General features: G+C 61.1%; 24 protein-coding genes and 2 pseudogenes. 13 read left to right on the top strand and 13 right to left on the bottom strand.

Annotated features, from left to right (window positions below; translation table 11 throughout):
- Positions 1-41 precede the first annotated feature (41 nt).
- The 3 genes from BLW25_RS20240 to BLW25_RS20250 are packed head-to-tail and all read right to left on the bottom strand — an operon-like array spanning position 42 to position 3,961.
- On the bottom strand, positions 42-1,427 hold the full coding sequence (locus tag BLW25_RS20240; RefSeq protein WP_092903507.1) for a cytochrome c: 1,386 nt from the start codon (positions 1,425-1,427) through the stop codon (positions 42-44).
- Between the two features lie 11 nt (positions 1,428-1,438).
- Positions 1,439-3,208 (bottom strand): GMC family oxidoreductase, encoded by a 1,770-nt coding sequence (locus BLW25_RS20245; protein ID WP_092903509.1) that lies wholly within the window; start codon positions 3,206-3,208, stop codon positions 1,439-1,441.
- 3 nt (positions 3,209-3,211) lie between these two features.
- Entirely contained in the window at positions 3,212-3,961 is a 750-nt protein-coding gene (locus BLW25_RS20250; RefSeq protein WP_092903511.1) for a gluconate 2-dehydrogenase subunit 3 family protein, read from the bottom strand.
- A gap of 155 nt (positions 3,962-4,116) precedes the next feature.
- Here BLW25_RS20250 and BLW25_RS20255 point away from each other — a divergent pair, with 155 nt between their 5' ends.
- From BLW25_RS20255 to BLW25_RS24765, 4 genes and pseudogenes are all read left to right on the top strand, one after another.
- Complete coding sequence (locus BLW25_RS20255) at positions 4,117-4,707, top strand: exopolysaccharide biosynthesis protein (protein ID WP_092903513.1); 591 nt, start codon at positions 4,117-4,119, stop codon at positions 4,705-4,707.
- A 60-nt stretch (positions 4,708-4,767) separates the two neighbouring features.
- Positions 4,768-5,022 (top strand): annotated as a pseudogene (locus tag BLW25_RS25540) (hypothetical protein); the annotation flags it as partial.
- The gene (locus BLW25_RS25405) at positions 4,965-5,153 is read left to right on the top strand and encodes an integrase core domain-containing protein (protein ID WP_216279444.1); all 189 of its coding nucleotides are present in this window, start codon (positions 4,965-4,967) and stop codon (positions 5,151-5,153) included. The pseudogene BLW25_RS25540 and the gene BLW25_RS25405, both read left to right, overlap by 58 nt.
- Before the next feature lie 98 nt (positions 5,154-5,251).
- Entirely contained in the window at positions 5,252-5,428 is a 177-nt protein-coding gene (locus tag BLW25_RS24765) for a hypothetical protein (protein WP_216279445.1), read from the top strand.
- A gap of 494 nt (positions 5,429-5,922) precedes the next feature.
- Here BLW25_RS24765 and tatA read toward each other — a convergent pair whose 3' ends face one another.
- Together tatA and BLW25_RS20275 are read right to left on the bottom strand one after the other, a co-directional pair.
- Positions 5,923-6,126, bottom strand: a complete 204-nt coding sequence (tatA, locus tag BLW25_RS20270; protein ID WP_092903515.1) for a twin-arginine translocase TatA/TatE family subunit — start codon at positions 6,124-6,126, stop codon at positions 5,923-5,925.
- A 383-nt stretch (positions 6,127-6,509) separates the two neighbouring features.
- A pseudogene (locus BLW25_RS20275) lies at positions 6,510-6,647 on the bottom strand (IS481 family transposase); the annotation flags it as partial.
- A 269-nt stretch (positions 6,648-6,916) separates the two neighbouring features.
- On the opposite strand from BLW25_RS20275, the gene BLW25_RS20280 reads away from it, so the two are divergent.
- Positions 6,917-7,882 (top strand): GntR family transcriptional regulator, encoded by a 966-nt coding sequence (locus BLW25_RS20280; RefSeq protein WP_092903519.1) that lies wholly within the window; start codon positions 6,917-6,919, stop codon positions 7,880-7,882.
- Between the two features lie 43 nt (positions 7,883-7,925).
- Here the strand turns inward: BLW25_RS20280 and BLW25_RS20285 are convergent, their stop codons facing one another.
- From BLW25_RS20285 to BLW25_RS20320, 8 genes are all read right to left on the bottom strand, one after another.
- Complete coding sequence (locus tag BLW25_RS20285; protein WP_253188602.1) at positions 7,926-9,452, bottom strand: UxaA family hydrolase; 1,527 nt, start codon at positions 9,450-9,452, stop codon at positions 7,926-7,928.
- Positions 9,453-9,588: 136 nt separating this feature from the next.
- Positions 9,589-11,325 carry an FAD-binding protein gene (locus BLW25_RS20290; protein WP_092903521.1) on the bottom strand — a complete coding sequence of 579 codons (1,737 nt, stop codon included), beginning with the start codon at positions 11,323-11,325 and terminating at the stop codon, positions 9,589-9,591.
- On the bottom strand, positions 11,325-12,857 hold the full coding sequence (locus BLW25_RS20295; protein ID WP_092903523.1) for a CoA-transferase: 1,533 nt from the start codon (positions 12,855-12,857) through the stop codon (positions 11,325-11,327). Before BLW25_RS20295 ends, BLW25_RS20290 begins: the two co-directional genes overlap by 1 nt.
- A gap of 12 nt (positions 12,858-12,869) precedes the next feature.
- On the bottom strand, positions 12,870-13,649 hold the full coding sequence (locus BLW25_RS20300) for an IclR family transcriptional regulator (RefSeq protein ID WP_092903525.1): 780 nt from the start codon (positions 13,647-13,649) through the stop codon (positions 12,870-12,872).
- Positions 13,646-14,101 (bottom strand): MaoC family dehydratase, encoded by a 456-nt coding sequence (locus BLW25_RS20305; RefSeq protein ID WP_092903527.1) that lies wholly within the window; start codon positions 14,099-14,101, stop codon positions 13,646-13,648. Before BLW25_RS20305 ends, BLW25_RS20300 begins: the two co-directional genes overlap by 4 nt.
- Before the next feature lies 1 nt (position 14,102).
- The gene (locus tag BLW25_RS20310; RefSeq protein ID WP_092903529.1) at positions 14,103-15,395 is read right to left on the bottom strand and encodes a TRAP transporter large permease; all 1,293 of its coding nucleotides are present in this window, start codon (positions 15,393-15,395) and stop codon (positions 14,103-14,105) included.
- Positions 15,392-15,898 (bottom strand): TRAP transporter small permease, encoded by a 507-nt coding sequence (locus tag BLW25_RS20315; RefSeq protein ID WP_171909674.1) that lies wholly within the window; start codon positions 15,896-15,898, stop codon positions 15,392-15,394. Before BLW25_RS20315 ends, BLW25_RS20310 begins: the two co-directional genes overlap by 4 nt.
- A gap of 62 nt (positions 15,899-15,960) precedes the next feature.
- Positions 15,961-16,947, bottom strand: coding sequence for a TRAP transporter substrate-binding protein (locus BLW25_RS20320; protein WP_092903533.1), 987 nt, complete (start codon positions 16,945-16,947; stop codon positions 15,961-15,963).
- A 498-nt stretch (positions 16,948-17,445) separates the two neighbouring features.
- Between BLW25_RS20320 and BLW25_RS20325 the strand changes: the two genes are divergently transcribed.
- From BLW25_RS20325 to BLW25_RS20360, 8 genes are all read left to right on the top strand, one after another.
- Entirely contained in the window at positions 17,446-18,129 is a 684-nt protein-coding gene (locus BLW25_RS20325) for an amino acid ABC transporter permease (protein ID WP_092903535.1), read from the top strand.
- Between the two features lie 13 nt (positions 18,130-18,142).
- Positions 18,143-18,787 (top strand): amino acid ABC transporter permease, encoded by a 645-nt coding sequence (locus BLW25_RS20330; RefSeq protein WP_216279446.1) that lies wholly within the window; start codon positions 18,143-18,145, stop codon positions 18,785-18,787.
- Positions 18,771-19,505 carry an amino acid ABC transporter ATP-binding protein gene (locus tag BLW25_RS20335; RefSeq protein ID WP_092903537.1) on the top strand — a complete coding sequence of 245 codons (735 nt, stop codon included), beginning with the start codon at positions 18,771-18,773 and terminating at the stop codon, positions 19,503-19,505. Before BLW25_RS20330 ends, BLW25_RS20335 begins: the two co-directional genes overlap by 17 nt.
- A gap of 32 nt (positions 19,506-19,537) precedes the next feature.
- Complete coding sequence (locus BLW25_RS20340; RefSeq protein WP_092903539.1) at positions 19,538-20,335, top strand: transporter substrate-binding domain-containing protein; 798 nt, start codon at positions 19,538-19,540, stop codon at positions 20,333-20,335.
- Positions 20,336-20,429: 94 nt separating this feature from the next.
- A complete protein-coding gene (locus BLW25_RS20345) occupies positions 20,430-21,314 on the top strand; it encodes an NAD(P)-dependent oxidoreductase (RefSeq protein ID WP_171909675.1) in 885 nt (294 codons plus the stop codon).
- Positions 21,315-21,440: 126 nt separating this feature from the next.
- Complete coding sequence (locus BLW25_RS20350) at positions 21,441-22,370, top strand: dihydrodipicolinate synthase family protein (protein WP_092903543.1); 930 nt, start codon at positions 21,441-21,443, stop codon at positions 22,368-22,370.
- A 129-nt stretch (positions 22,371-22,499) separates the two neighbouring features.
- Positions 22,500-23,432: a LysR family transcriptional regulator gene (locus tag BLW25_RS20355; RefSeq protein ID WP_171909676.1), complete on the top strand. Its 933-nt coding sequence runs from the start codon at positions 22,500-22,502 to the stop codon at positions 23,430-23,432.
- Between the two features lie 71 nt (positions 23,433-23,503).
- Complete coding sequence (locus tag BLW25_RS20360) at positions 23,504-23,926, top strand: MaoC family dehydratase (protein WP_092903547.1); 423 nt, start codon at positions 23,504-23,506, stop codon at positions 23,924-23,926.
- Positions 23,927-24,075: the final 149 nt, after the last annotated feature.

Below are 24,075 nucleotides of genomic sequence, written 5' to 3' on the forward strand. Positions count from 1 at the left end.
AGAGAAGCAACCTGCCGCCAGTGAGGTTGTTCCCTCACCGGTCAGTCTGAGATGGCTGCATCCTCCTGAGGCGCGGCGGGCCGCTCATTTGCGCGGATATCCGCAACCTCGGCGGCAGTTACCGGTCCGGCCTCGTTGCCCCATGCCTGCCTCAGAAAGCTGGTCAGGGCGGCGATGTCGTCATCACTCAACCGCGCGTCATAGCCCTGCATCACCAAAGGCATCGGTCGCTGCGCCGTTCCCTCCATCGTGGCACCCCAGAGGATGATCGAGACCAGAGGGGTGATCTCATCGGACAGCACCAGCGTATTGCCCTGAAGCGCGGGGAAGATTTCCGGCGAGCCGCGCCCGGTGACAAAATGGCATTGGGCGCAATTGTCCATGAAGACCCTCGCGCCGAGAGGCATATCGGGGGTGGCTTCGGTGAGCATCAGCGCTGTGGCCTCGCCGCGCGTGTCTGCCTCAGGGGCCGGTAAGGAAAGTGGCCCCTGAGGCACTGCCATCTCGGGCGGGTCATGCGGCTGGCCGTCCAGCGCTTTCAGAAAGCGCGCCATGGCGATGATATCCTCATCCGTCAGATATTGCAGGGAATGCTCAACCACGAGGCCCATCTCGCCATTCGCGGCAGAGGCGAAATTGCGCCCGGTGGCAAGGAAGGCTGTCAGCTCGTCCATCGGCCAGTCGCGGATCACACTTCCCGGACCGCGCAAGGCGGGGGCTTCCTGCCCATCGATATAGCCGCCAGTCAGGAAGGCTGGCTCATCCGCCGTGATCCCGTCCTGTCCCATATAGACCGTGCGGGGGCTGTGGCAGGCCGCGCAGTGCCCAGGTCCTTCGACCAGATACTGGCCACGGTCCAGTTCCGGCGCACCCATCATGCCGGTGAAACCGCTCTCATGGTTCAGGGTCAGCCAGTTCAGCGCGCGGATACCCCAACGCTGGTTGAAGGGGAATGGCAGCTCTGGCTCGGGCACGTCGTTGCGGACCGGCTCCACCTCTTCCATGAAATAGCTGTAGAGCGCGCGGATGTCGTGTTCCGTCAGAAGCCTGTAATTCTCATTGGGCATGGCGGGGTAAAGATGGCTGCCATCGGCGCTCAGCCCATCGACCAGCGCGCCCCGGAACTGATCGAGCGTCCAGCCGCCAATCCCGGTTTCAGGATCCGGTGTGATGTTCGCAGTGTAGATCGTGCCAAGCGGGCTGTGGATCGGCCGCCCGCCCGCGAAATCCGCACCATCCTCAGTCGTATGGCAGGCCATGCAATCGCCCGCCCGCATGGCGTATTCGCCCTCCCCCGGTTCAGGAGCCCAATCTTCAGGCAAAGCCTCGGAGGCGGGTGAGCGGCTGACGGGGATCCATATGATCGCCGCGACGCCAAGCATGCCGACCACTGCGAAGGCCACGAATAGGCGAAGGACGGTTTTCATCTCATCCCCCCTCAGACCAGCGGACCGGGATTGCGCAGATAATGGCGCCGGATCGCATCCGCCGCCCAATAGGCAAGCCCGCCGACCAGACCGGTCGGGTTGTATTGGGTGTTCTGCACGAAAGCCCCCGCCCCGGTCACAAAGACATTGTGCTTGTCCCAGGCCTGGAGATAGCGGTTCAGCGGACCGCTCTCGGGCGTGTCCGACAGGATCGCCCCGCCGGTGTTATGTGTGGTCTGATAGGGCCGCACGTCATAACGGCTGTCGAAATCCTTGTAGCTGGATTTCATCAGGTCGGGCTGCATCGAGCGCGCCAGATCCTCGATCTTCTGCTGCAAAAAGGCATTCAGCCGCAGCTCATTCGGGTGCCAGTCAAAGGTGATCCGCATCAGGGGGCGGCCATGGCGATCCTTATAGGTCGGGTCCAAATCGCAATAATGCCCGCGGTAAGACATCACCGAGGCATGATGCGAGATGCTCATCTCATGCCCATACCATTCAGCGATGGCCGATTTCCAACCGCCCCCCCATTCCGGCGTATCCTCGGGCAGTGGCATCGAGCGGATCGGCTGGCCATTGGTCTGGGCGGAAGAGATATAGGCGCCGCCGATGAACCCTTCGACCCCGAAATCAATCGCATTCATGCCGAAATCATCAATGCACATGCCATTGATGCCGGCACCGACAAAGGGGTTGAAATGCTCGTCTTTGAAGAACATCGAGGTCGAGCCGGTGATCTGATAGCCGTAATTCCTGCCCGTCACGCCTTCGCCCGTGGCCGGGTCATAGGGCTGGCCGATGCCCGAGATCAGCATCAGCCTGACATTTTCGATCTGATATGCGGCGAGGATGACGATATCGGCGGGCTGGAACACCTCTTCGCCGCTGTCCTCGTCAAAGTATGTCACGCCGGTTGCGGTCTGGCCGTCAGGAGCCATCTCGACGCGCAAGACCTCGGCCCCGGTGCGGTAGCTGAAATTCGGTTTGCGGAAGAGCGCGGCGAGGATCGTCGTCTGAGGTGATGATTTCGAGTATTGGTAACAGCCGTAGCGCTCACAAAAGCCGCAAAAATTGCAGGCCCCCATCTGCATCCCGTATTCGTTGACATATGAGGTGGAGGCATTGCCGCCGGGGCGCGGAAACGGGTGATAGCCCATGGCACGCGCGGCCTCGGCGAATTTCGCGCCATTATATGTCTCGGGCAAAGCCGGCATCGGATAGTCGCGCGACCGCCAGCCCTCGAACGGATTGCCGCCTTCGCGGATCTCGCCATTCACATTGCCGGCGTTCCCGGAAATACCTGCCACATATTCGAAACGATCAAAAAACGGCTCCAGCTCGTCATAGGTGACGGGGTAGTCGCCAACGGTCATATCCTCGGGGATGATGCCGTCGCCCCAGCGATCAGCGATATAGCTGCGAAGTCCCATTTCGACCGGCTGCGGCCGCCAGTTCTGACCGTTCCAATGCACGCCCGAGCCGCCGACACCATTCCCGAGCAGAAACGAGCCCCATTTGCGCATTGGCAGCGCGGTTTCATTCAGGTCGCGGCGGATGGTGATCGTGGATTGCGAGGGGCGCTGCATCATCTTGTGACGCTCGCCCTGCGCCAGTTCGTCGATCATCCCGGGATATTTCATTTCCGGCACGGTGCGGCGGTCGGGGCCGCGCTCCAGCGCCACAATCTCCAACCCCTCCTGGACCAGTTCCATCCCCATGATTGCGCCCGTCCACCCAAGGCCGACAATCACCACATCCTTTTTCGGGTCCTGCCTCGCCATAACTCAGGCCCTCTCGCCCGAGATCGACACCGGGCCGAGCGGATAAGGGATATTGTGCCGCTCGACCCATTCCCTGAAATGCGCCCGCGCACCGGGAAAGCCGATATGGACCCAGGCCGCCATGCCGTGATTGCCGCCATGGATGGGGTCGGAAAAATAACCCTCTTTGGTATTAGCGAGCAGGATGTCAAAGAAATCGCGCAGTTCCGGCGGCAGCGGCACATCGCCGTCTTCAAGCGCGGCAAGGGCTTCGTCCTGCGCCTCTGCGGTGAGATCCGCGAAACCCGCGCCCTGACTGCTGACACACCATTCATCGAAGAGCGGAATGCCAGCGCGATAGATTTCGGCTGGCGACATGGGAGACTGCCAGCCGAGTTCGGGCGGTGCATCAGGCTGATGCGGTCCCTCCATATACCAATCCTTGGCGGTGCCAAAATCCCCGGCCAGTTCGCGATCAATAAAGACCGGCACCCGCGCCTCGATCGCACCAGGTCCATCACCGTCGGATGGGATCAGCCGCGCGACCGCCGAAAGGACGAACGCCCATTCGGTTTCATTGAAATAAACGCGGGGGTGTTCTGCGAGGGGCGGAAGGGCTTGCGCTTTTGCCGCATTGGAGCGCCAGAGCCCTGCTGCCGCCAGGCTGGCGGCGGAAACTCTCAGAAACTGGCGGCGTCCCGGATGACTGAGCGGGTAGCTGGTCGGATCATTGGCGATACGGTCTGGCGGTGAACCTTGTGGTGGGGCGGTCATGTCGTTTCCCTGGCTGTGAACTGGGCTGGAAGCGGCATCCGGGATGCTCTGGGAACCCTGAACCGGGGATAGTGCAGATTGTTCCGGGAATTCCGGAACAGTCTTGTCGTGAACGGGTTTCCCCTCACTTGAACAGGAAGGGGACCGGCCAGGCTATGTCAGAAAACGATGATGTTCTGAGCGCAGTTCTGGATCAGCTCGATACGGCGGCCGAGGCGGAGACTGTGAGCGTCGGCACGGTGGTCGAGGCCTCGGGCACGCGCTCCTTCGCAACCCTCATGCTGGTTTTCGCACTGATCGCGGTCTCTCCGGCCAGCATCGTGCCCGGCGTGACAACCGTGGTTGCACTGCTGGAATTCCTGCTCGTGACGCAGATGATTGCCGGTCGGCGTCACCTCTGGTTGCCGGTCATCATTTCAGAGCGCGCCATCACCGGCGAGCGCCTGAGGTCAGCGGTTTCATGGCTGCGCAAGCCCATTGCCGTTATAGACCACATCCTGCAACCACGGCTGAGTTTCCTCACCGAAAAGCCTTACCTCTACCTATGGCTTTTTCTGATCCTCGGCCTCACCCTCGTCATGCCATTCATGGAACTGGTACGCGGCACCGGAACCGTTGCATCCTGTTTCATTGCCCTCGTGGCGGCGGCAGTTCTGACGAGGGATGGAGCGCTGCTTCTTCTGGCGGGCCTTTGTCTTGCTGCGTTGGTATGGGTGGCTCAATGGCTCGGAGGGGCGCTGCTTTGAGACGCCTGACCTGAGTCCAAATACAGGTGGAAGCCACTTTCTCCGTGAGCCATATCCGGTTTCCGGGTCTTTTGCGGCGTCCCTGGTCGGGGTATCTACGATATCGAGCCATGAGCCGCCACTGATTCAAGGCCATGGCGAGGGAAAACGGCGGTGGATCGTATTGGTCGCGGCAATGAGCGGCAGATCAGCATTCGCTTCCTGGCGATGACGAGGCATTTCGTCTATCAACCCGAGTTCTGCAATCCAGCGGCCGGGTGGGAGAAGGGGCAAGTCGAGAAGAACTGTCGGGATTCCCGCCACCAGATGTTGCAGGCCAGCGCTTCGACAGCATCCAGCACGCAAGCCGGGCAATCGGTGACTGGAGCAGCTTCTACAACAACCGCCGCCCTCATCAGGCGCTTGCAATGCGCTCGCCGGCAGAGGCATTCAGAATAGCGGCTTAACCTGAGCAGATTCAGCTGGGTCGATACAGGACTGCACTTTCCCGAATCCTCATCCAGGCGCAGGCTGATGGAAGGAGGAATGTATCGTGATACACTATATGAAAGCGCCACGTGAGAAGGCAGCACGCGCACTGTGCAATCTCGATGGCCACCCACCTGACATTCAATTCGAAGGGTATCCGATGTGGAAGAGCTACCTTCCGCAGGTGGACGCAGTGCTGCGCGTTGCACTCGGGTCGGAGGCGTGGCAGGCGATGGTCGAAGCGGAGCGCTGACTTTTGGGCAATCAGACCACCCCCACCTGCGGGCTTCTTCATTCACCGCGTTCGGTCACCGGCTTCAAAAGCACAATGCGCTCAATCTCCTGAATCAACTCTCTATAGCCTGCCTGAGGAAACTCACGGTTCAGTCGCCGAAACAGGGCCTGCACAACACGGGCGGAACTGATGTGATACCATCGCGCCCACCCTGGGCCACCCATCAGAAAGCGGTTTTCGCCGACCGTGTAGGCAACCCGGATTGACAAGGGCTGTGTCTAAGATGGGGTAACGGGTGACTGGTACACAGGAGGCATGATCAACTTATACCCCTATGTACGGGGCAATGCCAGATACCGGGGCCTCCGGTCTCCCACCCCTGCCGACAGATACCGGGATAGCCGTCAGCTGCTCCAGTTGGTCGCCACAAACCAAGCAGCGAAATCTCACAATGGCCAGTCACGAGATCAGCCTGACATCCGACGAATGCGCTCAATCGTGCCGTTCCGCCGTTACATAGAATCCTTGTGCGCGGCTTCGAGCGCGGCCGGTGCCTCTTGGGCTTCCGCATCAGCTTCCGAAATCCCCTTTTTGAATGCCGAGATCCCCTTGCCGACTTCTCCCATCAGCGAGGAAACCTTGCCCTTGCCAAAAAGGACAAGCGCCACGACTGCAATGACCAGGATGTGGGGGAGCGTTAGAGCGTTAGAGAGCATGATGGCGTCCTCAGATATGCCAGTGTTGCGGCAACTTCGATCTGCCTGAGCGACAGATTCCGCAAATCACGATTTCGAGCGGAGCCAGAGGCGCCGGAATTCCTCATCTGCTAGCCGGCAAACCCCGCATCGATCAGCGCGATCAGCCGCGCACCGCTCACGCCAGGCATAAATCTGCTGGCGCGTCACCTCATGGCGCTACGCCGACTGCCAGAACGATCCCGAGCTTCTCCTCGTCATCCCAACGCCGTCGCCGTTCCACCCAAAGGACATCGCCACGCATCCACAACCCCGCATAAGACACGTCGCTAACGACGTCGTTATGCACGTCCCATAACGGATCGGCCCAAACTCAGGCAGGTGTTGGCAATCGGCCGGTCACGACGTTTTCGCCATTTCGCAACGGTCTTGGGGTTAATACCCAGTTCACGGCTCAGCGCCGCGGTCGAAGCCTCCGATCGCTGTATTGCTGCTCGGATCGCGTGCGTGGTCGTGGCGCTTCCGTGACGAACTTGTCCCATAGGGCATCCTTCCATTCCAAAGAAATGATCGCACCAGCAAACCGTGGAATCAAACACCAAGCACCCGCATACTTGAAGAGAACAAAAATTCTGCAGATGTATATGTGAATGACCAAAGCAGCGCGTCCGAGCACCACTCCCACCCGGGGACGCAATGCAGCATGCGCATATCCAAGGCAAACGGGCCGGTTTGCGAGAATCTCTCTACATGGCACTGCGGCTTCCGGCCTGATATGATACGCAGAGGAAACGATCGCCAAATGTAGCGCATGCCGAAAAAATCTCTTCATGATTTCGCATCCGGCTGCCTGGAGGCAGCCATTGATGGTGGCATTCTTCCGGCCGGTACTGTGATGATCGAGGGACCGATCGCGCAGCATTTCGGCATAAGCCGTGTGCCTGTGCGTCAGGCCATCGCCCGACTGGAGAGGAAGGGCAAGGCGTATCGCTTCAACGGCAGGGGTCTGGTGGTCGGGCCACCCGGAACGCCGCCAAGACGCGAGCTATTGGAAAAAGTCCTGCCCAGCCTGATCCTTGAAGAGCGGCCGCCCCCCCTGGCCTGGCAGACATTTGGCAACGAACTGGAAGCGATTATCGTCCATCAGGCTTTCTTCGGGGCTGTGCGGCTGAGCGAGGCGGAACTGGCGCGCCACTTCAATGTCGGGCGCAGCGTTGCACGAGATGCGCTCCAGCATCTTGAACCGCTCGGGTTGATAGGCAAGGATTCCAGCCAACGCTGGCTGGTGGTCCCGCTGGACGATCAAAGGATTCATGAGCTCTATCAACTGCGCCTGCAGCTGGAGCCGCACACCCTTGCAGAGGCGACCCCCTTTATTCCCCGGGATCTGCTCTCCGACATGATCACGCGCCATGAGCACGCGCTAAGACACTATACTTCGCTCAGCGCTGAAGATCTGTATGCGCTTGAACTTGATCTGCATGTGACCTGCCTGGGCTATTGTCCGAATGGGACTTTCGTTTCCGTGCTCCGCCGCACACAGTGCCTCCTTTTGCTCAGCCGCCAAGTCCTGGGTCGCAGGCTGGAAATGCCGCAGTCAGAACCATTCCTGGCCGAGCATCTGACCGTGCTCCGCGCTATGGCAGCAGGAGATGCGACTGCGGCCAGAGAAGCCATGGCACTTCATCTGTCGAATTCGGTAGCGAAGGTTGCAGCGCGCGCCGCCGCCATGCGCAACCGCTATCAACCGACGCCGCAGCCCTTCTTCCGGTCCTGAAACTCCGGGCGCCCCCGGCGAGATCCAGCGAACAGTCTCAGGATCAGGTCACCGCCCCGACCTGCCAGGGCACAAATTCATTGTTGCCATAGTCGAACTGCTCAGAAAGCGTCCGCTCGCCCGAGGCGACGGCAAGGACCAGATCATAGATCCGCTTCCCGGCCGCCTCAATCGTATCAGTTCCACGGGCAATATCACCGCAATTGATGTCCATATCCTCCTTCATATGGTCATACATCACGGTATTGGTGGCGATCTTGATGGTCGGGCTGGGCTTCCAGCCCGAAACCGAGCCGCGCCCGGTGGTGAAGCAGACCATATTGCAGCCGCCCGCCACCTGACCGGTCACCGCCACTGGGTCATATCCGGGCGTGTCCATGAAAACGAACCCTTGCTCGGTAATCTTTTCGGCATAGTGATAGACCGCGTTCAGCGGCATCGATCCGCCCTTCGCCACCGCGCCCAGCGACTTTTCAAGAATGGTGGTCAGCCCACCTTCCTTATTGCCATGCGAGGGGTTGTTGTTCAGTTCTGCCCCGTTGCGGCTGGTGTAGCCGCGCCACCATTCAATCCGCTCCAGCAGCCGTTCGGCCACTTCCGGGCTGCGGGCGCGCCGGGTCAGCAAATGCTCGGCGCCGTAGATTTCCGGTGTCTCCGCCAGCACCGTCGTCGCGCCGTTGCGCACCAGAAGATCCGAAGCGTAGCCGAGCGCTGGATTGGCGGTGATCCCGGAATAGCCATCCGATCCGCCGCATTCGAGCGCCACTTTCAGATGTGAAAGCGGCTGACGGCTGCGCTTCACCGCATTCACCCCGGGCAGCATTTCGCGGATCATCCCGCAGGCGGCTTCGATGGTTTTGCGGGTGCCGCCAAACTGCTGGATCGTCATGGTACGGAAGCGGTTGCCCTCATCCAGCTTGTAATGCTCCAGGATCGGGCGGATCTGATTGGTCTCACAGCCCAGGCCGATCATCAGGATGCCGCCGAAATTCGGATGCGTGGCATAGCCACTGATGACGCGGGTCAGATATTCATAGCCCTCGCCATTGGTGTTGATCGCGCAACCACCGCCATGCGTCAGCGGCACGACGCCATGTATATTGTCATAGCCATCCAGCCCGCCGGAGCGGTTGAAATGCTCGGCGATGTAATGCGATACCGTGGCCGAGCAGTTCACCGTCGAGACGATGCCGATATAGTTGCGGGTGCCGACGCCGCCATAGCCACGATCATAGCCCATGAAGGTCGCGCGCTCAGCCTCGGGCAGCAGCCCCGGCCATTGCGTCTCGGTGGAGAACTGATGACGCACCGCGCTGTCGGTCATCGAAAGATTGTGCAGATGGACATGCTGACCGGCCGCAATGCCGGTGCTGGCAATGCCGATGACCTGGCCGAATTTGCGCACCTCTGTCCCGGCCGGAATGTCCTGAAGCGCGACCTTATGGCCGCGCGGCAGCAGATCCGTGGCGCTCATGCCGGCAATCCCGAGCGGTTCACCGATCTTCAGCATCCGGCGCAGCACACCGACACTGTCGGCCGGGTTAAGCTGGATAACAGGGGCCTGCTGCATCATTCGCTCCATTAATGGCTAATGCTGGCAATATACATTAATAGGGCAGTGCAGGGTCAAGAGGCAGAATGCACCCGATAAGAAAAAGCCGGCCACCCGGAAACGGGGGCCGGCTTTGCCGCTCTGCGTTGTCAGATCAGAGCGAAGAGAGCGTGGCGCGGAAAAAACCTTCCGGGCGATTGCGGTCAAAGATGATGCTGGTTTCCTGGCCCGGATCTGCGGCAGGAAAATCCTCACGGTAATGACCGCCGCGGCTTTCGGCGCGCTCTTGCGCCGCGCGCGCCATCAGGCAGCCGGTTTCCAGCAGATTCTCAGTTTCCAGCACGAAGCGCAGCGCCGCCGGGCTGTCGGCCGGCACCCGCGCCAGCCTGTCGCGCAGCGCCTCTGCCCCCGACAGGAAGGCCGCAAGCCCCGCACCATCGCGCACGACCAGCAAATGCCGCGTCGCCAATGCCTGCAGATCAAGCCGGATCGCCCCGGCGCTTTCCTCACCCTTGCGGGCCATGACCGCGCTGAGCTTCGCCTGTTCCGCTGCGCAGCGATCCGGCAGAGGGCGCCGCCCCTCGGCCAGCGCAAGTGCTGCCGCGGCGCGCCCTGCCCTTGCGCCGAACACCTGACAAGTCATCGCCATATTGCCGCCAAGCCGGTCGGCGCCATGCGGGCCGGCGGCAGTCTCTCCGGCGGCAAAAAGCCCGCGGATATTCGAGCCGGCATCGGCATTGATGCGCAGGCCACCGTTGATCGCATGGCCGGAACAGGTGATCTGCACCCGGTCCTTGTAGAGATCGACGCCCTTCGACAAATACCAGTCATAGGTCAGCGGCCACATATGCGCGATAGAGCGGCTGCTGTCGCCCAGCACCTTGTCGAAATTGGTATCGCGGAAATCCATCCAGACCCCGCCCTCGGGCGTGCCTTTGCCGCTGTTGATGGTCTTCTGGATCGAAATCTCGACATAGCGCGAGACGCCGCGCGCGCTGAAGGGGAAGTGGTTCTCCTTGGCATCCAGCACCGCATCACGGGTCACACCTTCCGGCAGGAAGGGCTGGATCACCGGCTGACCCTCGGCATCGGTAAGGTTGGGACGCGCATCCCAGAGGTAATTGCCAAAGAGATTCACGAAAGGCGACAGGATGCTGACCCCGGCCTGCATGAATTCCATATTGGTCAGATGCGCTCCGGCCCGCCAGGCCATGGCATAGCCATCACCGGTGATATCGGCCGGATAGAGGTTTTTCGAGAAGAGCTGGCTTGCACCGCCCGTCGTCATGATCGTCGCACCGGCACGCAACAGGATCGGCGCGCCCTCGCGGTCAATCGCAAGCGCGCCAAGACAGATACCGTCGCGCACGACCAGATCGACCACCATCAGCTGATCGAGCCCCCGGATGCCTTTCGCCGTCACCTCACTGCCAAGGGCGCGCATGATCGGCTTGAAATGGTCGCGGATCACATGCGAGCGCGGCCGGCTGGAAAAGCAGGCCCGAAAGGTCAGATAGCCGCCCTGTTCGGTCTTCTCGAACGGCACGCCCTTGCCTTCCAGGTAATGAAGCGCCTCTTCCGCCTCTTCGGTCAGGATCTCAACCAGCCGCGGGTCGGCCATGCCCTGGGCGGCATGCAGAATATCGCCGGCATGGACGCCCGGATTGTCGGAACTGTCCCCTGCCCCGTCCGGCACGTTGAAGGCGCCGACTTCGGCGACGCTGTAGAAGGTGGCGCCGCTGCCGCGCAGATCGCCTTTGACGGCGATCAGCACATCGGCTCCGGCCTCGCGGGCCTCGAGCGCGGCGCGCAAGGCCGCACCGCCGCCGCCGATCACCAGGACATCGGTTTCCACCTCGCGCAGAGGTTTTTCATTCCAGTCGCGCTCCATCACTGATCTCCGAAATGGCGGGCATCCATCGGCTTCAGCGCCGGGCTGACCTCGATGGCAAAGGGAACCAGATCGAGGATCTGGCTTTTCACGTCGATCCCCGGGGCGACCTCATCAAGGCGCAGCCCGTTTTCCTGCAAGGAGAAGACGGCACGTTCGGTGACATAAAGCACCTGCTGCCCCTTGCGCCGTGCCGAGGCCGCATTGAAGGTGACCTGCTCGACTGCCGGGATGAGTTTCGAGAACCGCCCCTCTGACGCCACGACCAGCCGCCCGTCCTGCCAGCGAATATCGACGCCGCCGGCATTGAAAGAGCCGCAGAACACCACCCGTTTCGTCTGATGGGTGATGTCGACAAAGCCGCCGCAGCCGGGCACGATGCCGTTGAAACGGCTGACATTCACATTGCCCTGCGCATCCAGCTGGCCAAAGCCAAGGAAGGTGATGTCGAGCCCGCCGCCAAGGAAAAAGTCAAAAACATTGGTGGAATCGATGATCGCATCGGGGTTCACATTGGTGCCGAAGATCGCACGATCCCCCGGCACACCCCCGATGGAACCATGTTCTGGGAAGAAAGTGGTGCCGCCGCTTTCGCCGCGCTCATTCAGGATGCGCGGGATCTCGATCGGCATGCCGACGCCCAGATTGACCACCTCTCCGTCGCGGATTTCCTGGGCGGCGCGGCTCGCGATGATGCGCGAGGGCCCGGGCTCGACGCGGCTCTGGCCCTGGTAGGGAATGCGCACCTCGCCCGTCAGGGCCGGGTTCAGCGCGCCGCCCGAGACCGATTGCTCCGGCGCGACCACCACCGCATCAACGAAAATACCGGGGATCTCGACCATGCGCGGATGCAGCGAGCCGCCTTTCACCAGACGGCGCACCTGCACGATGACCTTGCCACCCGAATTCTTCGCGGCCATGGCCATGGTGCGGATGCCCAGCGAGACCGGCTCATCCTCAAGCGAGATATTACCGAACTCATCAGCCGAGGTGCCGCGCAGGAAGGCAATATCAATGCGCGGATTATCATAGACGAGGCGTGCTTTGCCATCGGCCATCTCTTTGCGCACAATCGGCTCTTTCGCGGCGGCATTCATCCGGCCGCCGCCAAGATCCGGGTCGACAAAGGTGTCGAGACCCACGTCGGTCACGGTCTTTTCCTGCTTCGCCGCAATGCCGCGCAGCATCTGGAAGACGGTGCCCATCGGCAGGCAATGCGCCTCGAACGCATTGGCATTAAGCAGTGACGTGTAACGCGATTCCTTGAGGAAAGAGTAGCCGCTGCCAATGGCGCACGCGACCATGCCGGGGCGGGCGAGGTTTTCCAGCCCGCGCCCCGCGCCCATACCGACGATAATGGGGTGGATCTCGGTCAGTCTCTTCGGCGCGCCGGTCTCATCATGGCGGCGGCCAAGCGCGCCCAGCAATGCATCGGGCGTCAGCACATTCTCGCAGCCGCAGATCACCAGCGTATCGCCATCCTTGACAAGGCCTGCGGCCTCGTCGGCGGTCATCACAGAGATAGTCTTCATGGGTTTTTCCTGTCAGGCCCCCAGCCCGCGCGTGATAAGCGCGGCGGTTTCACGCAACCTGCCCAACAGTCGGGGGATCGACTCCTCGGGCATCCGAACGGAAGGGATGGCGAAATTGATCGCAGCGACCAGAGTGCCGCCGCCGCTGTACAAGGGCACGCCGATCGACGACACGCCCTCTTCGAACTCACCGATATTGAAAGAGCACTCCTCGCGCAGGATCTGGCTGCGCTCGGCTTCCAGCGCCACCGGATCGGTGATCGTGCGCTCGGTAAAGCACTCACGCGGTTCCTTGAGGAAGGCGGAAAAGTCCTCATCGCTCAGATGCGCCATGAAGATCTTGCCCATGCTGGTGCAATGCAGCGGCGACGGTGCGCCCACCCGCGAATGCAGGTTCAGCATATGGCTGACGCGCCGGCTGCTGGCCCTGAGCAGATAGAAGGCATAAAATCCCTCGCGCCGGCCAAGGTGGGTCACCTCGCCGACCTCGTCGGTCAGCGCCTGAAGATGCGGTCGCGCCAGCTCGACGATATCAAGCCCGGCAAGCCGGTCAGCCCCGAGCCGCAGCAAATTTCCGCCAAGCCGGTAAGCCTGGGTCTGCGGGTCCTGGCTGAGGAAATTGCGCGATTCCAGGGTGCGGACGATATCATAGACCGTCCCCTTGGAGACCGAGAGGTCCTTGGCGATCTCGCTGATGCCCTTGCCATGCGAACCGATGCTTTCCAGCACATCAACAGCCCGCAACAACGAGCGCAACAACTTGCGGTCAGTGCCTTCCGGCGCGTTTGTCATGGGCTGGGCTCCTTGCTGTCGGGACGCGGACGCAAAACCTTGACCACTTTTTCACCGGTTGCGCAAAGCTCGCCACGCTGGTTGCGCACCTCTGCCGCGAAGAATATCTTGCGCCGGTCAACGTCAACCGCATCGACCGTGACCGTGCACTGCACGGTGTCGCCGATCATCACCGGCGCAAGGCATTTCACCGAAAAGATCTGCGCTGCATAGCCGACCGGCTCAAGCCGCTCGTCCAGCAGGTTCACCGCACAGGCCGAGATATAGCCCGGCAGCAAAGCGCCATGCACGACGCGCCCGCCAAAGCGCCCCTCGGCATATTCGCGGTTCACATGGTTCGGATGCATATCGCCGCTGATGCCCGCAAAGAGATAGACATCCGATTCCGAGACCGTTCGACGCAGCGTCGCGCTCTCTCCTATGCTGATTTCATGGATCGGATTCATGGTCATATCAGGCGGCTCCCATGATAAGGTCGGGCAGGAAGAGAACGATTTGCGGGAAGAGGATCAGCGCCAGGATCAGCAGGAGCATGGCGAGGACGAAAGGCATGGTCTCGCGGATCACCACCGGCATCGGCACCTTGGCGATAGAGCCCGCGATCAGGATGCAAAGGCCAAATGGCGGCGTGATCAGGCCAAGGGCTGCTGTCATCACGATCACCATCGCCATTTGCAGCGGGTCGATCCCGACCGAGGCCGCAATCTGCTGCGCAATCGGCAGGAAGATGATCATCGCGGGAACCCCGTCGATGAAGAGGCCGACCGTGAAGAAGATCGCCACGATCAGCAAAAGGCCGGCGGTCGGGCCGATGTCACGCCCCCCGATGAGGCCGGCGACCATTTCCGGCACCTGGAGATAGGCCACCATCCAGCCGAAAGCCACGGCAGCGGCAATGGCGAAAGTTGGCAAAGACACCATAAGCGCAGCATCCCTTGCGATCTGCGGCAGCTGGTTCAGCCGGATGCTGCGCAGCAGCACGATCACCACCAATGTATAGGCAACCGCGATAACGCCGGCCTCGGTCGGGGTGAAAACCGCCGAGAGAATGCCGCCAAAAATAATGACCGGCACCCCAAGCGGCAAAAGGCAGCGGCGGAAGGCCTGGAGGACTTCAGGTGCCCGGGCGCGCGGCGTCGGCTCGACCCCCATTCGCTTTGCCATGAACCAGGCCATTGCCATCTGAGAGATTCCGACCAGGGCGCCGGGGATGAAGCCGGCCAGGAAAAGCCGCGACATCGAGATATTGGTCAGCGAGCCATAGACGATCATCAGCACGCTGGGAGGGATGATCGCGCCCATGGTCGAGGAGGCCGCCGTGATCGCCGCCGAAAAGCCCGGCGAATAGCCACGCCTGACCATGGCCGGGATCATCATCGATCCCATCCCTGCCGTATCGGCGGTGGCAGTGCCGGAAACGGTGGCGAACATCATCGAGCAGAACACATTGACCTGGGCAATGCCGCCCCGGATATGGCCGACCAGAACCTGAGCAAGGTCAATGAAGCGGTCGGTGATATTGCCCTGGTTCATCAGGTATCCGGCCAGGATGAAGAAGGGAATCGCCAGCAGCGGAAAGTAATTCAGCGCCGCATACATCCGCTCGACCAGCAGCATCGGCGGCATACCGGTGCACATAATGGTCAGCATGGTTGCGGTGGCGAGGCCAACGGCCAGCGGAACCCGCAAGAAGAGCAATGTGCAAAGGCTGCCAAAGAGCAGCACGACAAGCCAGGCCTCACTCATGCATTTTCTCCCCGCTCGCCGAACACCACGCCGAAAAGATTCCAGAGCCCTGAAATCGTGAACAAAGCCCCGCTGAGCGGCATGATCAGCATTGTGTAGCCTTGTGGGATTCCCAGCGAGAAGGAGTGCCGCATCATGCCTGCCATCGCGAATTTCCAGCCATAGACCAGGAAAAGAAGACCAAGACCGGTGAAGAGGGCATGGCCAAGGATCTCCAGCCCGCGCGCAACCGGACTGCCGGGCGCCACGACGCCGGAAAGGAGGTCAACCGCGAAATGCTCTTTGCGCAGCGCCGCCACCGAACCGCCAAGAAAAGCGATCCAGACAAAGCAGATCGTCGCCGTCTCCATCGACCAGATGAAGGAATGGCGAAACAGATTTCGTGCTACCAGCTCCAACAGAAGCGCGCCGCACATCACCACCAGCAGGATGGCGCAGAAATTGAGGATCAGGCTGTCGGCCGCAGCAAAAAGCCGCGCCACCCGCCCGGGACGATGGGTCATCGGAACTGTCCTTGAGGAGCCCGATCGCCGCAACATGGGCGCCCGGGTCGGGTTGTCTGCGTTCAGAGACCGCGAATCGCGGTGAGAAGATCAATCGCGTCGGCTTCGGTTGCCACCCGCTCGTAAAACGCGGCCAGCGGCGCGCGGAAAGCCGGAATATCGACTTCTGAGATCACCGCACCGCCCTTAATCAGGCCCTCGATCGCTCGCTCCTGGAATTTCAGCGACAGATCAAGCAGGCGCTGACCGGCCGCATCGAAAGCCGCCTCGACCTCGTCGCGCAGATCTTCCGGTATCTTAGCCAGCGACGTATCCGACGCGATCACAAGCGCAACATAGAAGGAGTGATCGGTCTTGGAGATGTAATTGGCCACTTCGTGAAGCTTGTAGGTGAAAAGCACGTCAGGTGCGTTTTCCACCGCCTGGACCACGCCCTGGCGCATTGCTGCAACCACTTCAGGCATCGGCAGATTCACCGGGCTGGCGCCATAGGTCGACCAGACTTCTGATTCGATGGGATTGGCCTGCACACGCATCCGCGGCGCAAGCTTCGCCATATCGGCGGGGCTGGAGATTTCACCCTTGCTGTTGGCGACCCAGCGGCTGCCGACGGTCGAGGGCGCCTTCAGGGAAATGCCCAGACCGGCAGCGGCGACCTGATCTTCCAGCAGGGTCCAGACCGGGCTGTCCGGCGCCATCGCGGCGCGGTAAACCTGATAATCAGCAAAGATATAGGGCACGCTGAAAAGCTGAAGCTGCGGCACATAGGTTGCGAAATTCGCCCCGCCAACCACCGCGATGTCAAGCGACCCGCTGCGCAGCCCTTCGATCATGCTCAGTTCATCGCCAAGCTGCTGGTTCGGGTAGATACGCAGCCCGACCCGGCCCTCGGTACGGGCGCGAAGCTCTTCATCCAGCAGGGTCAGCGTTGCGTAATAGAGCCCGTCCTGGTTGCCCTCGGTGCCAGCGGAAAGCGTGATTTCCTGCGCCGTTGCAGCCCCGCCGAAGAACAGCGCGGAGACCGCGGCTGCGATGGTAGATCTGAACATTTTTCTCCTCCCAGAGATCGTACGATTATACCGTACGATGTACGATAATTCTGGGAGAATATTTTTGCCGCTGTCAACTGCCCTCAGAGCGAAAGCGCGACACAGCAGGGCAGTTCGAAATTATGATATTGATATTGCTCTTCTAATTTTTACATGCCCGGCCACAAACCGGTCCGGGGCGACCCTGCGGCTGGGTCGCCCTGGACCGGAGTCGCCTTTTTCCTGCCTTCGGTCAGGGTGAGCCGCCCTTGTCGGTCGGGCCTTCTTTCCTGTGCCTCCCCTGCCCTTTTCGCGCGGCTGCCTGTCGGGGGGGGTAGTCGCAAAAGTGAACGCACTATGGAAATATTTCGTTTGCCAATCCTGCGGCGGCAGGGCTACCCCAGGATCAGGGAGCGGAGCAATCCGCGGGAGTAATCTGGAGAAATCAGTCAGAACGCTCGTGGCCTGCAGAGGCCCGCGATGCCGAATGCTGTGCGGCGGGAGGAGCTCAACACAGGTATGACTTATGTTTTCGTATTCGATGCCGTCCTGAGGGCCTGGCCGAGACTGCTGGAAGGTGCGATCTATACGATCCAGCTTTCGGTGATCTCTATCGCGCTCGGCTTTGTCCTCGGAACGCTTTGCGCCATCGTACGCCACCAGAACCTGCGCATCCTGAACCCACTGGTCTCGGTCTATGTCGATGTGATCCGCAACACGCCGTTTCTGGTCCAGGCCTTCCTGGTGTTCTTCGGCCTTTCCACCGCAGGGATCCAGCTTTCCGCCCAGACCGCCGCCATCCTCGCGATAACGCTCAATGTCGGGGCCTATAGCTGCGAGATCATGCGCGCCGGCCTCGAATCGATCCATCGCAGCCAGATCGAGGCCGCGGAATCGCTGGGCATGTCAAAAAGCGCGATCTACTGGCACGTGATCTTGCTGCCCGCGACCGAGCGCGTCTATCCGGCACTGACCAGCCAGTTCATCCTGATGATGCTGGCCACCTCGGTCACGTCGCAGATCTCGGCCGAAGAGCTGACCGGCATTGCCAATATCATCCAATCGGAAACCTTCCGCAGCTTTGAGACCTATATCGTGGTCGGCGTGATCTATATCGGTCTGTCTTTGCTGTTCCGGCTCGGCTTCTGGCTGATCGGCCAGGTTCTCTTCCGCCGCAAGCGCCTGCTTGGCACCAGCGTGTGAGAGGGACCTGATCATGATGACACTCACGCAATTCAACTACATTCTCACCGGCGCAATGTGGACAGTCGGGCTGTCGCTGATCGCCTTTATCGGGGGCGGCCTGCTCGGCTTCATCATTGCCCTGATGCGGGTCTCGCCCAATCGCTGGATCAGGGGTGCAACCTGGGTCTATATCCAGCTTATCCAGGGCACGCCGCTGCTGATCCTGCTGTTCCTCAGCTATTTCGGCATGAGCCTGCTCGGCTATCGGCCCAGCCCGTTTTTTGCGGTGGCGCTTGGCTTCTCGATCTATGCCTCTGCCTTTCTGGGCGAGATCTGGCGCGGCGCCATTGAATCGGTGAACCGCTCGCAATGGGAGGCCTCGGCCTGCCTTGGCTTCGACCGCTTTCAACAGCTGTCCCGGATCATCATTCCGCAGGCCGTTCGCATCGCCACGCCGCCGACAGTGGGCTTCATGGTGCAGGTCGTGAAACACACCTCACTAGCCTCGATTGTCGGCTTTGTCGAACTGACCCGGGCCGCGCAGGTTATCAACAACGCGATCTTCCAGCCCTTCATGATCTACCTGCTTATTGCGGCGATCTATTTCGCGATCTGCTACCCGCTTTCCCAACTTAGCAAGAAACTGGAAGGAGCCCTGAATGTCTCCGGTCGTTAGTGTCAAGGATGTCCACAAAAGCTTTGGCGCTTTTGAGGTGCTTAAAGGGGTCTCCCTCGATGTTGCGCGCGGCCAGATGGTTGCGATCATCGGGAAAAGCGGCTCGGGTAAAAGCACGCTCCTGCGTTGCCTCAACGGGCTTGAAAGCATCAGCTCCGGTAAAATCTCCATCTGCGACGTGCCGGTGAATGAGATCGGGGGACAAGAGCTGCGCCGGCTGCGGATGCGGGTCGGGATCGTGTTCCAGGGCTATAACCTGTTTCCGCATCTGACCGTGCGAAGGAATATCACCCTCGCCCTGACTACCATCAAAAAGATGGCGCGGACCGCAGCGGATGCCATCGCAGACCGTGTGCTGGATCAGGTCGGCATGACCGAAAAGGCAGAATCCTATCCCGAGCAGCTCTCGGGCGGGCAGCAGCAGCGGGTGGCAATTGCGCGCTCACTGGCTATGGAACCCGAACTGATCCTGTTTGACGAGGTGACATCGGCGCTGGACCCGGAACTGACGGGTGAAGTGCTGAAGGTCATGGAAAGCCTCGCCAAAGGCGGCATGACCATGGTGCTGGTCACCCATGAGATGGGTTTCGCCAAAAAGGCGGCGGATGTCGTCGTCTACATGCATGAAGGCAAGGTCTGGGAAGCAGGCCCGCCCAACGAGATTTTTGTCAATCCGAAGACCCAGGAGCTCGCCAGGTTCCTGAGCAGCGAGCTTTGAAAGAAATAAACCAACAGGAGGAGGAGAGAACCATGTTGAGAAGAACACTGCTTGCCGCACTGGTCGGCGCAACCACCCTGACAGGCGCCGGCTTTGCCGCCGCCGATACGCTGGAAGACATCAGAACACGCGGCAAGATCCTTGTCGGGATAGACCTCAACTTCCCGCCCTTTGGCACGCTGGATGCAGATCTGAAGCCGGTCGGCTCTGACGTTGCGGCAGCAAAGATGTTGGCGGAACACCTGGGAGTTGACCTTGAGATCGTCGAATTGAACGGCCCGAACCGGGTTCCCTATCTGCTGACCAGCAATGTGGATGTGGTGATTTCGAGCTTCTCGATCACGCCCGAGCGTCAGGAAGTCATCGATTTCTCCTACCCCTATTCGGCGTCGGAAAGCTCGATCATGGCACCCGCCGAAGTGAACATCTCCACCCTTGAGGATCTGGCCGGCAAGCGCATCGGCGTGGTGCGCGGCAATCTGCAGGACACGCTTCTGGTGCCGATCGTCCCCGAAGGCACGCAGCTGGTGCGCTTTGATGATGACGCCTCGAATGTGGTCGCGCTGCTTTCCGGCCAGGTCGTCGCCATCGGCGCCTCGGCCGAGCTACTGCCCTCGATCACGCAGCGCGCACCCGACAAGAATATCGAGCGCAAGCTGGCAATCAAGATCGTCCCCCAGGGGATCGGCGTGCGCAAGGAAGAGCCGGCCCTTCTGGCAGCGGTCAATGAGTTCGTGCTGACCAATCTCGAGAACGGGCGCCTCAAAGAGACCTATGCCGAGAATGTCGGCTTCCCGCTCGCCGACCTCAGCGAATACCTGCCGAAGTGACAGAGCTGCCGCAGATCACTGTCCCCGGTGGTCCGGCTTCTCGACAATCCGGCCGGCCCCCAGGGGCCGGTCGACATCAGTAACAGGATTGCAGATGACTTATCCCACCCTGACACATGCCCGCATCGGTCTTATCGGCCTTGGCCTTATGGGCCATGGTATCGGTCGCAGCCTGCTGCGCAAAGGGTTTGCGCTTTCGGTGCTTGGCCATCGCAACCGCCAGCCCGTCGAAAGCCTTGTCGGGCTTGGCGCTCAGGAGGCAACCGACCCGGCGGCACTTGCCCGCGCCTCGGATGTGATCCTGATCTGCGTCACCGGCTCGCCGCAGGTCGAGGCGCTGATCTATGGCGAGAATGGCGTGCTTTCGGCCTTGCAACCCGCTCAGGTGGTGATCGACTGCTCAACCAGCGATCCGCGCTCCAGCGCGCGGATCCTTGCGGATATTGAAGCAAAAGGCGGCTGGTTCGTTGATGCCCCGCTTGGCCGCACCCCGGTCGAGGCCGAGGAAGGCCGGCTGAACACCATGGTGGGCGCCCCATCGGACCTGCTGGAAGCAGTTCGCCCGGTGCTGGCCGCCTATTGCGAGAATATCGTTCATGCCGGTCCGGCGCTTTCGGCCCAGAAGCTGAAGCTGATCAACAATTTCGTCGTCGTCAGCACCACCTGCATCCTTGCCGAGGCAATCGAGGCCGGCCAGCTGAACGGTGTCGATGCCGCGGCCCTTTATGCCCTGATGAGCAAGGGCCCGCTGGGCGGTGGCCTTCTGGACATGATCCTCGGCGGCGCTGTCGAGGGGCGCTATGACGCGATGAAATTCTCGGTCGGCAATGCCGCAAAGGACATTGGCTACTTCAACAATATGATGTCCGGCCAGGCCCGCGTGACACGCCTGTCGCAGGATGTTTCCCAGGTCATGGAGGAGGCAGTCTCACGCGGGCAGGCCGCCGCATATCTGCCCGAAATTGCCCGACGCGGCTGAACAGAGCCGCCCGCCCCCTCGTCCATCACCCACCGGCCAGCCCGCTTTCTCCGCGACAGCGGCCCGGCCTCTTTATGCGAATTTCCGGCCGGCCACAGGTCGCCATACTGACCAAAGGATCCCGACATGACCCAGAGCACCGCACCACGCTACAGCGGCATCTTCCCCGTTGTCCCCACCATCTTCGCCGAAGACGGCAGCATTGATCTGCCCGGCCAATTGCGTGCCGTCGACTTCATGATCGATTCCGGTGTCGATGGCCTGTCGATCCTGGCAAACTACTCTGAACAGTTCCTGCTCTCGGATGACGAACGCGCGATCCTGACCCGCTCCATTTTGGAACATGCCGGCGGCCGGGTGCCGGTTATCGTCACCACCAGCCATTACAGCACCCGGATCTGCATCGAGCGCAGCATGGCTGCCGAAGCGATGGGTGCGGCCATGGTGATGGTGCTGCCACCCTATCACGGCGCAACCCTGCGGGTGGCCGAGCCGCTGATCTATGAGTATTTCGCCCGGCTCTCGGATGCGATCAATATCCCGATCATGTATCAGGATGCGCCGATCAGCGGCACCAGCCTGTCTGCCGCAAGCCTTGCCAATATGGCGCGCGAGATCGAGCAGCTCAGCTATTTCAAGATCGAAGTGCCCGGCACCGCAGCCAAGCTGCGCGAACTGATCCGCCTTGGCGGGGATGCGGTCGAAGGCCCCTGGGATGGCGAAGAGGCGATTACACTGATGCCCGATCTTGATGCCGGCGCCACCGGCTCGATGACCGGCGGGGCCTATGCAGACGGGTTGCGCCCGATCATCGTAGCACATCGTGAGGGGCGCCGCGACGAGGCGCTGGACGGCTATCGCAACTGGCTTCCTCTGATCAATTATGAGAACCGGCAAAGCGGGCTTCTGGCCTGCAAAACCCTGATGGAAGAGGGTGGTGTGATCAAATGCGCCGCGCCGCGGCATCCGTTCGCACCGATGACACCGGAAACCCGCGCAGGGCTGCTGGATCTGGCCCGCCGTCTCGACCCGCTGGTTCTGCACTGGGGTCGCTGAAGCCGAACTGACGCCCCGGTGTTGCGCTCTGGCAGTGCATGTCACAGGGGCGCTTGTCCTTCCCCGCCTTCCGGGGGGATGGTTGTGCGAGGGGGGGTGTCCCCTGTCGCCGCCATGACGGAGAGAAAGATGGTCGTTTCGGTAAGCAGGATCCTCAGTCGCCTGAGAATGCGTCAGTTCAGCCTGCTGGTTGCACTTGATCAGCATCGATCACTACGCCGCGCGGCGGCAGAACTGGCGATCACCCAATCGGCCGCCAGCAAGGCGCTTGCCGAAATCGAGGACATAATCGGCTCGGTGCTGTTCGAGCGTTCTCCCTCCGGCCTCAGCCCGACCGAACTCGGGCAATGTCTGATCCGTTATGCCTGGCTGATGCGGGCCGATGTGGAATCCATGTGTATCGAGATCGGCACCATCCAGCTTGGCCATGCCCGGCGGCTCTCGGTCGGAACCATCATGGGGGCGATCCCCGATGTTTTCGCGCAATCCATCTGCACCTTGCGTGAGGAATTCCCCGATCTGTCGCTGCAGATCATCGAGGATACCAGCGCCGGCCTTCTGGAAGCGCTGGACCAGAACCGGATCGATCTGGCCATTGGCCGCGTGATGGTCAGCCCCAATCCCGGCCTTTACAATTATGAACCGCTCTGGACCGAGCCGCTGCATATCGCCGTCGGCAGTCGCCACCCGCTGGCACATATCGACAAGCCCGGCCTTGCCGATCTCGCCCGCTACTCCTGGATCGTCTATCCCAGTCTGATGCCGCTGCGCGCCATGCTGGAGCGAACGTTGTCGAATGCCGGAATACAGTTGCCGACCAATGTGATCGAGACCTCATCTACCTTCGCGACCGTCGCGCTGCTGGTCCGCGATCCAGGCCTTGTCGCCCTATTGCCGGCAGCGGTCTGCCGCTTCTTCGAAGCCGAACATGCGCTCAAGATCCTGCCGCTCGACATTCAGGGGAGCAACCCCGATTACGGCATCATCACCCGATCAGGCGGCGCGCTGAGCGGACCGGCACAGTCGCTTCTCCGCATCCTGCGCGGGGCGCAGGACAGATAAACCGCCCTAGTGGTCAGGCTTACGGACCCCGGGTTTCCGACACACAGATCCGTCAAAGGAAGAGAAAAGCCATGCAGGCCGAAACACTGGAAGCGTTGATTGGCACCAGCGTGACGTTCGAGAAAGAGATCTGCGAGACCGATGTGCTGGACTTCGCCCGGATCACGCTTGACGATCACCCGAACCATACCGATGAGGCCTATGCCCTTGAAAACGGGCTCGGTGGCCGCATCGTGCAAGGCGCGCTGCTGGTCGGGCTGATGGCCGGGGCCTCCACCCGCTATCTGTTGAAGGCAGGCCATCCGGGTGTCACCTATGGTTATGAAAAGATCCGCTTTCTGCGCAGCATCCCGCTCGGAAAGACGCTGAGTGTGCTCTACACCGTGCGCAAAGCTGTTCCCGAAAAATCGAATACCGAAGCCGAGGTCAGGATCAGCCAGGGCGGGGATCTGGTATGTATCGGCACTCATATCGCCCATTTCCCCAAATTCTGACCGCAAGGCTTTGCCGCGCGTCACACATCGCCGCCGCTTCCGCAACCAGGGCCGCAGCCCCGGGCTGCTTCTCTCTGATCCGTAAGGAATATGACATGACCTTCACTCCACATGGCCGTCACCTCATCGCCGGGGACTGGGTCGAAACC

Source organism: Rhodobacter sp. 24-YEA-8 (genome assembly GCF_900105075.1).
Taxonomy (GTDB): domain Bacteria; phylum Pseudomonadota; class Alphaproteobacteria; order Rhodobacterales; family Rhodobacteraceae; genus Pseudogemmobacter.